The organism is Flavobacterium sp. (assembly GCF_049590715.1).
In the GTDB taxonomy this organism is placed as follows: domain Bacteria; phylum Bacteroidota; class Bacteroidia; order Flavobacteriales; family Flavobacteriaceae; genus Flavobacterium.
This window is the reverse complement of sequence record NZ_JBAWDL010000035.1, coordinates 1-12,647: the sequence shown is the minus strand read 5'-3', so window position 1 is coordinate 12,647 and position 12,647 is coordinate 1. Positions and strand designations below refer to the sequence as shown.

Annotated in this window: 8 protein-coding genes and 2 pseudogenes; 1 reads left to right on the top strand and 9 read right to left on the bottom strand. The window is 33.8% G+C overall.

Translation table 11 applies throughout. From position 1 onward, the window contains the following. Positions 1-1,450: 1,450 nt before the first annotated feature. On the bottom strand, positions 1,451-2,638 hold the full coding sequence (locus WBQ70_RS02085; protein WP_423909890.1) for a pyridoxal phosphate-dependent aminotransferase: 1,188 nt from the start codon (positions 2,636-2,638) through the stop codon (positions 1,451-1,453). 67 nt (positions 2,639-2,705) lie between these two features. Next, the gene (locus WBQ70_RS02080; RefSeq protein WP_423909887.1) at positions 2,706-3,803 is read right to left on the bottom strand and encodes a fatty acid desaturase family protein; all 1,098 of its coding nucleotides are present in this window, start codon (positions 3,801-3,803) and stop codon (positions 2,706-2,708) included. 113 nt (positions 3,804-3,916) lie between these two features. Here WBQ70_RS02080 and rsmG point away from each other — a divergent pair, with 113 nt between their 5' ends. Beyond that, entirely contained in the window at positions 3,917-4,546 is a 630-nt protein-coding gene (gene rsmG, locus WBQ70_RS02075) for a 16S rRNA (guanine(527)-N(7))-methyltransferase RsmG (protein WP_423909885.1), read from the top strand. 122 nt (positions 4,547-4,668) lie between these two features. On the opposite strand, the gene pruA is transcribed toward rsmG, so the two are convergent. The 7 genes and pseudogenes from pruA to WBQ70_RS02040 all read right to left on the bottom strand — a co-directional run. Continuing rightward, positions 4,669-6,297 (bottom strand): L-glutamate gamma-semialdehyde dehydrogenase, encoded by a 1,629-nt coding sequence (pruA, locus tag WBQ70_RS02070; RefSeq protein ID WP_423909882.1) that lies wholly within the window; start codon positions 6,295-6,297, stop codon positions 4,669-4,671. Between the two features lie 158 nt (positions 6,298-6,455). Then, positions 6,456-6,842, bottom strand: a complete 387-nt coding sequence (gene apaG, locus WBQ70_RS02065) for a Co2+/Mg2+ efflux protein ApaG (RefSeq protein ID WP_423909879.1) — start codon at positions 6,840-6,842, stop codon at positions 6,456-6,458. An 81-nt stretch (positions 6,843-6,923) separates the two neighbouring features. Next, positions 6,924-8,183 carry a DUF5103 domain-containing protein gene (locus WBQ70_RS02060; protein WP_423909876.1) on the bottom strand — a complete coding sequence of 420 codons (1,260 nt, stop codon included), beginning with the start codon at positions 8,181-8,183 and terminating at the stop codon, positions 6,924-6,926. 83 nt (positions 8,184-8,266) lie between these two features. Next, on the bottom strand, positions 8,267-11,164 hold the full coding sequence (locus WBQ70_RS02055; RefSeq protein ID WP_423909873.1) for an SNF2-related protein: 2,898 nt from the start codon (positions 11,162-11,164) through the stop codon (positions 8,267-8,269). 16 nt (positions 11,165-11,180) lie between these two features. Further along, complete coding sequence (locus tag WBQ70_RS02050) at positions 11,181-11,945, bottom strand: class I SAM-dependent methyltransferase (protein ID WP_423909870.1); 765 nt, start codon at positions 11,943-11,945, stop codon at positions 11,181-11,183. Positions 11,946-12,048: 103 nt separating this feature from the next. Continuing rightward, a pseudogene (locus WBQ70_RS02045) lies at positions 12,049-12,423 on the bottom strand (GxxExxY protein). A 75-nt stretch (positions 12,424-12,498) separates the two neighbouring features. Then, a pseudogene (locus tag WBQ70_RS02040) lies at positions 12,499-12,647 on the bottom strand (type I methionyl aminopeptidase); the annotation flags it as partial.

Sequence of the window (12,647 nt, the reverse complement as noted above, 5' to 3'; positions counted from 1 at the left end):
AAACAACAGCCCAAACACTTAGGTTATAAATAACACTACACTTATAGATTATTAGTTTTTATAACTAATGATCTCAAGATACTTTTGAGCTAATTCTGACAATAAAAGCTCAATGCAAATTTTATTTTTTGTTGTCAACACTTTAGTTAAACGCTCATCTCCCACAGCATAATACACAAAACCATTAACTTATATCTCCCAAACAAAAAAACTATGGCTCTAAATAAATTACGAATAATTAGCTCTAGAGTAGTTCGTGAATTAGAAAGAAAATCACCAAAACATCTTGAATAACAATACGAAGAAGTATTTATCAATTGCAAAAAACACTCACTCAAGAACGCAATAGTAAAGACTAAATATACAGTTTAAACGAACCACAAACGGCTTGTATTGCTAAAGGTAAAGCTCACAAGGCATATAAATTTGAACCAAAAGTTGTGTAGTTAGGGAAAGACAAACAGCTGTTATTTCTTCAATAAGAAGATTTTTAGATAATCCCACCATAGCAACACATTGGAAGAATCAATAGCCCAAAGTGGCGAGTAAGAAAAAAAAAAAAAGCAAGACCTAGTACTACTGGTACACAGAGATTTTAGAAGCAAAATAGAAGTTTATGGAACTTCAAATACTGATACAAAAAAAAAGAGAGTTCAAGACACAAACTGGAAGTTGCCAGGAAACGATTTAGAGTCAGAGTTGCGATTGAGCCCACAACATCACACTTAAAAAGAAACCACGCTTTAGGCTTAAACTTCCTTAATGGCATGGCTGGTGCTATTCATACTACTCTTTTGTTCAGAATCAGATACAGTTTAAAACTACGATTAAATCACATTAAACTGCAAATTGTTCTTTGGTTCAATAAATTGTTCAAATTTTTCAAAGTGTACAATATTCTTATTTTTGCGTAAATTGAAAATAGCTCTTCTTAAGAAGTGACTATCTAAAAAACAAATTATTTTCAAATTTGGCAGGAAAAATTAGAATTCATCTATTTCATTATTTAAGTTTAGACTAGGTCTGTAATCAAGTAGGAGATAGCGCTGAAAAAGTAAGTCCAGAAAAGATTGTATTCCATTCTCAATTATTTTCAGCATAATTTTATAATTCATACCTGTTTATAAGGAATAGGAACTGGTATTTTTATTTTCAATAAAAATTTCGGATAGCAGTGACCAAAAGTATATTATATAAAAACACATGAATCAATGTGATCAACCCTACAACTGGTGAAGCGATAAAATTAAACACACATATTAGGAAGCCTAAAAAAACAATATTTCGAGCACCTCTAAACTGACTTTTGAAGGCTATAATTTTTGAATTATAGGATTGTGCTCAAGGATTTTTACTTCTGTTGTTGAAATAATTTAGATCTAGATATTTAAAAAAAAAAAATGCCTCAAGAAAACTCCTGAGGCATTTGAATATTTAAAATGATTTTTGACTATCCTGCCAAAGCATCTTTAATTCTTTTTAAAGCTTCTTTTAAAACGTCATCGCTTGTTGCATAAGAGAAACGAATACAATCCGGATTTCCAAAAGCATCACCTGTTACAGTTGCTACGTTAGCTTCTGCCAAAAGGTACATAGATAAATCCATTGCATCTTTGATTTCAGTTCCTTTTAATGTTTTTCCAAAGAAAGAAGAAACGTCTGGAAAAACGTAGAAAGCTCCTTCTGGAACGTTAATTTTTATTCCTGGAATTTCTTTTAACAATCCTACTACTAAATCTCTACGAGAATGGAACGCTTGTACCATGTGGTTTAATACTGATGGGTCAGCATCAACAGCGGTAATAGTAGCAATTTGTGCTGGAGAGTTAGCCCCTGATGTTACTTGACCTTGAATTTTAGTACATGCCTTAGCGATAAATTCTGGTGCTCCAATATAACCAATTCTATATCCTGTCATTGCAAAAGCTTTAGCAACTCCGTTTACAGTAATGGTTTTGTCAAACATTCCTGGGATAGATGCAATGCTGCAAAAAGTTCCAGAGAAGTTGATATGCTCGTATATTTCATCAGCTACTACGTAGATGTTTGGGTGTTTAGCTAGTACAGCAGCTAGCGCAGTTAATTCCTCACGGTTGTATACTGAACCTGATGGGTTACATGGCGAAGAAAACCACATCATTTTAGTTTTTGGTGTGATAGCTGCTTCTAATTGTGCAGGTGTCATTTTGAAATCAGTTTCGATAGAAGTAGGAACTTCTACAGGAACTCCACCTGATAATTTTACGATTTCGAAATACGAAACCCAGTAAGGCGCTGGAAGGATTACTTCGTCGCCATCGTTTAACATTACTTGTGCAATATTGTATAAAGATTGTTTCGCTCCAGTTGAAACTACAATGTTAGCTGGTTTGTAATCTAGCTCATTATCTCTCTTGAATTTACGGCAAATAGCATCTTTCAAATCACCGTATCCATCTACCGGAGAGTAAGTACTGTAATTGTCATCGATTGCTTTTTTTGCTGCTTCTTTGATGAAATCAGGTGTATTGAAGTCAGGTTCTCCTAAACTTAAACTGATAATGTCTTTTCCTTGTGCTTTTAATTCTCTAGCTAAAGCAGCCATGGCTAATGTTTGTGAAGTCGCTAGATTGTTAATCCTGTCTGAAAGTGGGTTCATTAAAATAGTTTTTAAAAGGCTTTAGTTTTGAAGAAAAACCAAAGCGGTTAATGATTTTTTTGTGTTATTATTTTGCTATTTCGGGGTTTACCCCTAAGTCTTTTAAATGTTTGATGTGAGCAACAACAGCGCTAAACATAGTTTTGTATTCAAAATAAGGCAACTCGCATTCACGTGCTGTTTGTTTTACAAATTCAGCGATTTTTCCATAATGGATGTGGCTGATATTTGGGTATAAGTGGTGTTCGATTTGGTGATTTAATCCTCCAGTGTAATAGTTAAGCAACCAGCTTTTTGGAGCAAAATTAGTAGTGGTATATAATTGGTGAATTGCCCAAGTATTGCTCATTTCGTTTAATTCGTTTGGTTTTGGGTTTTCTGTTTCTTCAACTACGTGTGCTAATTGGAAGACCATACTCAAAATAAGTCCTGCTGTATAATGCATGATGAAAAATCCAATCAAAACTTTCCACCAACTTAGCATAAGCATAGGCACAACTAACCAAAAAGTAAAATAAACGATTTTAGAAATAACCAATCCTGTCCATAGATTTTTAGGATTAGGTTTTGTCCCATAGTATAATTTTCTTTTAAGGTAACCACCCATTTGTTTGAAATCAGTAGTTAAACACCAGTTGATTGTCAAAAGTCCGTAAGCCAATAAAGCGTAATATTGTTGAAATTTATGAAAACTGTACCATTTAGCATCTTTTGTAAACCTAATAATACGCCCAGCATCAAGATCTTCGTCATGCCCGTGAATATTGGTATAGGTGTGGTGCAATACATTGTGTTGGACTTGCCAGTTGTATACGTTTCCAGCTAAAATATAAATGCTTCCCCCCATAATTTTGTTTACCCAAGGCTTGGTTGAATAAGAGCCGTGATTTCCGTCATGCATCACATTCATTCCAACACCCGCCATTCCAACGCCCATTACGAAGCTAAGAATAAGGTGTAGCCAAAAAGGCATTGTTGGAATAAATAAAAGTATAAAATACGGAATGAAAAGTAATGAAAACATAATGGCAGTTTTTATATACAATTTCCAGTTCCCCGTTTTTTTGATGTTGTTTTCCTTAAAGTATTCATTCACTCTTGCGTTTAAAATTTTAAAAAATTTTAAAGCATCATGTCGTGGAAAAGTCGGTGCATTTGAATTCATAAATAGTTTAGGTTCTAATAATCAACAAAGGTAATTATTATAAATTTTCAATTTGCAAAATTGAGTTAAATATTTCAAAGTTAAAAATAGTACTTTTGTTAAAAAATAAGATAATGGAAGAGATATTGAAGTATTTCCCAGATTTAAGCGAAATTCAAAAAGAACAATTCGCAAAGCTGGATTTTTTATACCACGATTGGAACGAAAAAATTAATGTAATATCTAGAAAAGATATTGATTCTTTATACACTAAGCATATTTTACATTCGCTTGGAATTGCTAAAATAATGAAATTTGAACCTGGCTGTTCTGTTTTAGATGTGGGTACTGGTGGTGGTTTTCCTGGGATCCCATTGGCGATTTTATTTCCTGAAACTCGTTTTTATTTGATTGATGTCATTGCTAAAAAAATAAAAGTCGTTCAAGGAGTTGCTGACGCTTTGGAACTAAAAAATGTGAAAGCAGAACAAATTAGAGCTGAAAACGTAAAAGGTGATTTTGATTTTATCGTAAGTCGTGCCGTGACAAATATGCCTGATTTTGTTTCTTGGGTAAAAACCAAAATCAAAAAACAGCACAAACATGATCTTAAAAACGGAATTCTTTATTTGAAAGGTGGTGATTTAACCGAAGAATTGAAGGACTTTCCGAAAGCCACACAATATGATTTAACGTCTATTTTTGAAGATGAATTCTTTGAAACTAAGAAAGTAGTGCATTTGCCATTGAAGTTTGTGGTTTAACATTTTAGCAATAAGCATAAAAGATAATAAAAAAGTGAAGCCGAATTTAAAATTAAATTCGGCTTCTTTGGTTTTTATAGAATTCAAGACTTAAACCACTCAAATTTGAGTTATTAAAAAAATTATTCCCCTAAGAATGGGTATCGATAATCGACAGGGGTTACAAATGTTTCTTTGATTGTTCTCGGAGATACCCAACGTAATAAGTTTATTGGAGATCCTGCTTTGTCATTTGTTCCAGATGCTCTTGCGCCACCAAAAGGTTGTTGTCCTACAACAGCACCAGTAGGCTTATCATTAATATAGAAATTACCTGCTGCGTTTTGTAATTTGATAGTGGCAACTTCAATCGCATAGCGGTCTTGACTAAAAACAGCTCCTGTTAAAGCATATTCTGAGGTAGCATCTACCAATTCTAGTGTCTCTTCCCATTTGGCATCATCGTAAACGTAAATCGTCATGATAGGCCCGAATAATTCAGTTTCCATTGTACTATAATGGGGGTTTGTCGTAACGATCACCGTTGGTTCAATGAAATATCCAACAGACTTGTCGTAATTTCCACCAACGATTATTTCGGCCTCAGTGTCTTTTTTAGCTTGGTCAATAAAATGGGCTAATTTATCAAATGATCCTTCGTGAATTACTGCGGTAATGAAATTGCAAAAATCTTGTGGCGACCCCATTGTCATAGACTTCACATCAGTGATAATTTGTTCTTTTATTGCTGGCCATAAACTTTTAGGCACATAAGCCCTCGAAGCTGCTGAACATTTTTGACCTTGAAATTCAAAAGCTCCACGTACAATTCCAGTCGAAACTTGTTTTGCGTTAGCGCTTGAGTGCGCTATGATGAAATCTTTTCCACCTGTTTCCCCTACGATCCTTGGGTAGGTTTTATAATGGTGAATGTTAGTTCCAATTTTAGACCAGATGTCTTTGAAAACATGTGTGGATCCTGTGAAATGCAATCCAGCAAAATCACGACTAGCTAAAATGGTATCTGTAATCATTAAAGCATCACCAAAAACGACATTGATAACGCCATCAGGAATCCCTGCTTCTTTAAATACTTCAATAATAATTTTCGCCGAGAATACTTGGCTGTCACTTGGTTTCCAAATCACCACATTGCCCATCATGGCTGCACTTGCAGGTAGATTGGCGGCAATTGCAGTAAAGTTAAATGGAGTAATAGCGTAGATAAATCCTTCCAAAGGACGGTATTCTAGACGATTCCACATATCATTTGATGAAGCTGGTTGGTCCTCGTAAATTTGCGTCATAAACTCTACATTGAAGCGTAAAAAGTCAATTAGCTCACAAGCGGCATCAATTTCGGCTTGATGAATATTTTTTGATTGCCCTATCATGGTTGCGGCATTGATTCTAGCTCTATAAGGTCCTGCAATTAGTTCGGCCGCTTTCAAAAAGATAGCTGCACGTTGTTCCCAAGCCATATTTGCCCATGCTTTTCTAGATTCTAGCGCATTTTTAATAGCTTTTTCTACGTGTTGTTTTTCAGCAAGATGATAGATTCCAACTTGGTGCTGGTGGTCGTGTGGGGCGGTAATTGTTTTTGTCTTTCCTGTTCTTATTTCTTCACTTCCAATATAAAGAGGTACATCAATTTTAGAATTCCACATTTGGTCATAAGCAGTAAGAACAGCTTCTTTTTCAGGGGAATTGGGAAGATAGCTTTTTACAGGTTCGTTGGTTGCTTTGGGTACTTTGAAAAATCCTTTTAACATAATGGTGTATTTTATAATTATCAATTTCAAATGAAAGTAGGGATAGATTTAAATGGTAAATCGAACATACTGAATCATTTGTCTAAAAACAAAAATACGGACTTTATAATGAAAGGAGGCTTAGAATGGAAAAGAATACGGATTATTTAGTTAAAAGACTAGTTTAATGCAAAAGGAGCACATAATCTAAAAGTAGGGATGTACACTTTGAAACTTTTAGCATTACTAAAATTAATCATGTTGAAATGACCATGCATAGCTCCATAAGGTGAAGCTAATAAACAACCTGAACTGTAGCTGTGTAATTCGCCAGGTTTCAAGACGGGTTTTTTGCCAATGACACCTTCGCCGTCCACTATTTCTTGATCATTTAATGAATCAAATATTTCCCAATGACGTGAAGTAAGTTGTACGGAATCTTTACTGTGGTTTTCAATTGTAATCTCATAACTAAAGGCAAAGTGTATCTTATAGTTTTTGAAGTAAGTACCTTCAAAACTAGTCAATACTGAAATTTTTATGCCTCTTGTGATTTGAGTTACCATGTTGAACTACTAAATAGTTGTGTAATAGGAAACAAAAGTACAAAAAAAAGGATTTATTTTATCCCTTTTTGAATTGTTTTTTTAATTGATGATATTCGTTGAGCTAGCAGTACCTTTTCCGATGATGCGATCGTATCGTCCTGTATTGTTTCTATAGTATACCAAGATAGTATATTCATTTTCAGTTTGATAAAAATTACCATCAACAGCATTTTCGTTATCTATTACTCCTTTACTATCTGCAATAAGGTAGTTGTAATTAGTAAAACCTTGCTTGATTAAGATGGCTTTCTCATAAATCCCTTTTTTAGGATTGTAATCCATTTTGTATTCGGGAGTGAGATTATAATTGTTAAACATCCCCACAACATAGATATCTTTTTTAAGTCTGAAACTAGGTGCTGATAAGGTAAAATAAACCCAGGAATAATCTGCTTCAATCTCACTGTTTTCAGCATTTGCATTCAGTACTACAAAGTTTCCATTCACATCTTGGTAAAAGGAATACGGGAAGTTGCCTCTAGCATTATTAGTAAATAAATGTGTGCTGTAAATTTCAGTACTGGTGTCCACTTTTGAAATGAAATTTGAAGGGAAACGGATGTTTTTATTCTCAAAATACATAAATTCATTCCCTGCCCAGAACTGTGTTTCTTTATCGTATTTGTAGATCAAACTGTTGGCTAGCGTGTATTGAGGAGTAATGTTTTTGATGGCGTTATTGAAATTTCCATTTTGAAACAAAGCCAATCTCACATTTTTTATTGGATTTTGAAACGTTATGGTTGTGGAATTAACAGAGAAATCTAAATTATGCATGTACGGTAAGTTGTCTATCGTTCTTGCTCTTTTTACCTGAATAGGAATCGTTGCCACATTTTCATAAAGAATAAAGCGTCGAGAAAAAACAATCTCTCTATTGTCGTTTAGGATTTTTAAAATATAATTCCCACTTAATTTTAATTGTTGTGTGTATTGGTTAGGAATAGGAAGTGTAAAATGAGAGTAAATTTGTAATGTATTAAATGACGTTACTACGTTTTGAATACGTTGATTGTCAAAACCAGATAGGTATTCCGCTTTCGGTATTGGTGAGGGTTCCCAGTTGTAGTCACAGTGAACAATTTCGTAAAAATAATCAGCGTTATTTCCGTATAAATCATCAAATTGTAATTGAAAACCAGATCCTAATTCAAAAACGGGAACCGCATTTTGATTGTTATTGATAAAAGAAACTGTTTTGATATTAAATGGAGGCGCAACTTCGTTTTCTACTTGAGCGGTTAAGGAGTGCGCTAGAGTCAATAATAAAGTAAAATGGAGTGTGAGTTTGAAAAACATAAACGACGGTTCTTGTGACTATTGCGTAAATATAACAAATTATACATTAAGTTATTTTACAATAAAACAAATCGTCATGGTCTTTATTCTAAAATATAATCTAAATGAGTCTCAATTTCAGGACTAATGCTATCTTCATCTAATAGCGAATTCGATAGTATTTTTTTGTTTTCTTGTAATCGGATAATTTTTTCTTCTACGGTGTTCTTGGTAATAAAACGAATGACATTGACTTTGTTTAATTGTCCTATGCGATGAGCACGCCCGATTCCTTGCTTTTCAGCAAAGGGATTCCACCAAGGATCTAAAAAAAGTACATATGAGGCTTTGGTAATATTCAGTCCCACACCGCCCGCTTTTAATGAGATAAAAAAGAGTAGAATCTCGTCCTGTTCTTGAAATTGATTAACGGCTATTTCTCTGTCTTTTTGAGCAGTGGATCCAGTGAGTTCTTTGAATTTTATGTTATGAAGGATACACCATTTTTTATAGAAATCTAAATTAGAAACAAAGGAACTAAAAACAATTGTTTTCTGTTTAGCTTGAATCAAAGTGGTCAAATAATCTGTTACCGCATTGAATTTTCCTGAATCCAATTCAGATTTAGAATCGATCATTTTGGGGTGGTTGCTCAATTGTCTTAAGCGCATCAAGGTGTTGATGATATTGATTTTATCGACTTTCGAACCATCTGTTTTTAGCAATGAATTTCTAGCTTTGGATTTTTCTTCTTCATATAATTTCTCCTGCTCTTTTTCCATTTCGCAGTAATAGATTTGCTCGGTCATTTCGGGTAAATCTTTCAATACTTGTTCTTTGGTACGCCTTAAAATAAATGGACTGATCAACGATTTTAGTTCGGATAAAACTACAGGATCTTGCTGCTTTTCGATAGGGTTTTTGTAATGTTCTGCAAAAAAGGAATAGCTCCCCAGGATTTTTGGATTGATAAATTCCATTTGTGACCATAGGTCGTCAAGAGAGTTTTCAATAGGAGTTCCGCTCAATGAAAATCGAGTGCGGGCCTGAATTTGGTTAACAGCTTTGAATATTTTTGAGTTTTTGTTTTTAATGTATTGACTTTCGTCCAAAATTAAAAAGCGAAAATTATACTTTTCTAAAATAGCACTATCACGTGAAGCAATGGCATAACTGGTAAAAACCAAATCATAACGAGCTAGTTTTTTAGCTATCAGTTTTCGTTCATTTCCTATGTATTGGATTCGTCTTAGGTGTGGTGTAAATTTTCGGGCTTCATTGTACCAATTAAATACTAAAGAAGAAGGAAGTATAATCAGTGCTTTAAGATACTCTTTGGCTTGTGGTATCACATTCCCAAATAAATCAAGCTGTTCCGCTTCTCTTTGTTGTTCTTCTAGCTTTTCTTGAACGCAAACGAGAGCTGAAAGGGTTTGTAACGTTTTACCAAGCCCCATGTCATCAGCAAGACAACCCCCTAGATTGTTGTGATAATGTTCTAATAACCATTGTACACCTTCTAATTGATAGGGGCGTAAGGTTGCTTTTACCAATGGCGAAAGATGGAATTCTTTTTTCTCCGTTGCCACCGTTTCTAATTTGAGTTCAGGAATGGCGTTTAAAACCGCAAAATTGCTTTTGGGCAGTTGTAAAATTCCTTCTTTTACTTTGGCTAGTTTGGCCAAAGACGCATATTGCATCATCCATTCTTTTGGAATCAAAAAACAGCTTTTGTCAGGGAGAATATAGACTTGGTTTTGCTGTTTGATATTTGGAATGATAGCAGCAAAACTAAATTCAAATTCGCCACAACTGATGGTGATTTTTAAGTCAAACCAGTCGTTTTGAACGTTATTTGAAAAATGTATTTTAGGCTTTTCAGTTTGAAGATTTTTGCCTTCTATTTTTAAATGGTTTAAGTTGAAACCAAAAGCAATTAACTCTTGTTGGTTTTCAATTAGCCATTGAATTGTATCATAGGTTTCGGTCTTTTCCTCCTTTGGCGAAAGCCTCCAAAAACCATGTTCTGTTTTTGTAAAGCCAATGGAAGTCATTTTTTGTTCGAAAATTAATTCGCTATTGATATTACGCTTGTACTGAATGACTTTAATTTGTTCGGGCTGATTTAAATCAATTTTTGAATGGCTGTGTTTTATTTTTGAAGCATCAAAAACATAACCCTCATAATCAAAAAGGAGATTGAGATAGTAGCTATTTTTGAAAAAATCATGTACTATTTCTATCGAGCAATTTTGCAAATTATTTAATTGAATAATTTCAAATCCATCCGCTTCAATAGTCGTTTTTTTGACCATATCTTTGATGAATTTTTCAAAATAATTAGGAATCATTCTAGACGGAATCTCGATAGTTTTTTTGTTTAAAAAAGGTTTTATCTTTTTAGCGTCAATGTCTTTTAATCCAAATAATTTTTGGTCAATAATCAGCCAACTTGGTTCGAACAAAAGAATCATGGTGTTTTTATCACAAGGGTAGAAAACGGATATTTCGTCTTTTAGCGCCAAAGTGTACGTAATACCTTCCTCTGTTTTCTGAAATTTAAGTTGCGCTTCTAATGGATTATTTTGAGTTGAAACACTGCTTTTTCTAAAGTCTTTATCTTTATTTAATTCAACTGAAAAGGGATAATCAGAAGCAGTTATTAAATCCAAAAAAGCCGCCATTTTGAGGTGGTAATATTGCTGAATACCAAGTACTATTTTAGGGTCTTTTAAAAGTTCTTCAATACTTTTTTTAGCTTTTCCAGTATTGTTGAATTTCTTGATTAAAGCTTCGGGCTTAAGAGCTTCACATATTGCGATTGCTTTTTGAATGTTGGGTTCTAAAGTTGTAATGGTAATGTTCAGCGAACGCAAAACATCGGCTGTAGCTTTTTTGTCAACGTAGGTTATGCGTTGGTTTTTAGGGATAATATAAGCAGTAGGAATATAAAAACCAGTTTTTACATCACAACTTACATCAAAGCAAAATTGATACTCCACAATGTTATAAATAGGGTTATTTAAAACAAACTGGAATCACTTCGCCTTTGGCTAAGCAATATTTTTCCACTAATTCGGGGCTAATTTTATTGGTGTAATCTTCTTCAATTACGGTAAATCCAATGGAACGTAGTTTATCAAAGTAATCACGACCATAAATACGTACATGATCGTATTGTCCAAAGATTTTAGCACGCTCTTTTTGGTCTGTAATAGAATCATCAGCAAAAGTAGTTTCGCGATTCAAGTCTTGTGGGATTTGTAAAATAGCCATTCCGCCTGGTTTTAATACGCGATACAATTCTTGCATGGCCTTTGTGTCATCTGGAATGTGTTCCAAAACGTGGTTGCACAAAATCACATCGTATTGATTGTCCTCAAAAGGCAAATCGCAAATATCTGCTTTTACATCTGCCAAAGGCGAAAATAAATCGGTAGTAGTGTAATCCAAGTTTTTTTGCTTTCGAAACAACTTATAAAAAGCTTGTTCGGGAGCAAAATGCAATACTTTGAGTGGTGCTGTGAAAAAATCTGTTTCTTCATTCAGATACAGCCATAATAAACGGTGTCTCTCTAACGAAAGCGTACTAGGAGATAAAACATTCGTACGCTGCGTTCCGTATCCGTAAGGTAAAAAACTTTTGAAGCTCTTGCCGTCAATAGGATCAGTATAAGTATTGCCTTTTAAAGCTAAAGCTAAAACAGGACGTACAACATAACTTAAACGGATTAAGATAGGACGCGGAATGGTGTTGAGTATAAGTTTAAAAGCAGATTTCATTTGAATGAGAATTACACAGGGATTTCATTAAAAAAAAACAAACACAGATTTCACAGATTAGCACAGATTATTTGTGGTTAAAATGTATTTTGCTAAGTGGATGTTATAAAATTATTCGTTTGTATTTTAAGCTATCTTCTCCAAAATTGACTAATAACCCAATTTTGTTTTTTGAGGCAGCTAGGTAATTTAATGTTTGTTTGATTTCGCTTGACGACAATAATTGTATTGCTTTTATTTCTAAAATAATCTTATCAAAAAGAACAAAATCAGCAAATTAATAAGTAGGTAAAACGATTTCTTTATATTCGATGTTGTATTTAACTTCTCGTTTATAATCGATTTCATTTTTATTAAACTCATATTCTAAAGCATCTCCATATACTTTTTCGCTATGTCCTTTGCCTAGAATCTTATGAACCTCCATAGATGCACCAATTATTTTGTATGTTTCCTCTTTAAGGTAATAATCTTCCATAGTTTAAATAATCAAGATTTATAATTTAAACGTTTATCTCACAAACTAATCTGTGCTAATCTGTGAAATCTGTGTTTAAACCACTAAAGCAACTTTCCTAAACTCATCTTCCTCATTACTAACTATTCCTAATGCTTGATAAACATAAGCAAACGTAGATAATAATTCAGGTTTTCCGTCTACAAGAGCGATGTCGTGTTCGAAATGAGCCGATGGTTTTCCGT

Bases quoted from the DNA above. Each gene is read 5' to 3' on its own strand.
- WBQ70_RS02085 (WP_423909890.1), bottom strand. From the start codon at position 2,638: ATGAACCCACTTTCAGACAGGATTAACAATCTAGCGACTTCACAAACA.
- WBQ70_RS02080 (WP_423909887.1), bottom strand. From the start codon at position 3,803: ATGAATTCAAATGCACCGACTTTTCCACGACATGATGCTTTAAAATTT.
- rsmG (WP_423909885.1), top strand. From the start codon at position 3,917: ATGGAAGAGATATTGAAGTATTTCCCAGATTTAAGCGAAATTCAAAAA.
- pruA (WP_423909882.1), bottom strand. From the start codon at position 6,297: ATGTTAAAAGGATTTTTCAAAGTACCCAAAGCAACCAACGAACCTGTA.
- apaG (WP_423909879.1), bottom strand. From the start codon at position 6,842: ATGGTAACTCAAATCACAAGAGGCATAAAAATTTCAGTATTGACTAGT.
- WBQ70_RS02060 (WP_423909876.1), bottom strand. From the start codon at position 8,183: ATGTTTTTCAAACTCACACTCCATTTTACTTTATTATTGACTCTAGCG.
- WBQ70_RS02050 (WP_423909870.1), bottom strand. From the start codon at position 11,945: ATGAAATCTGCTTTTAAACTTATACTCAACACCATTCCGCGTCCTATC.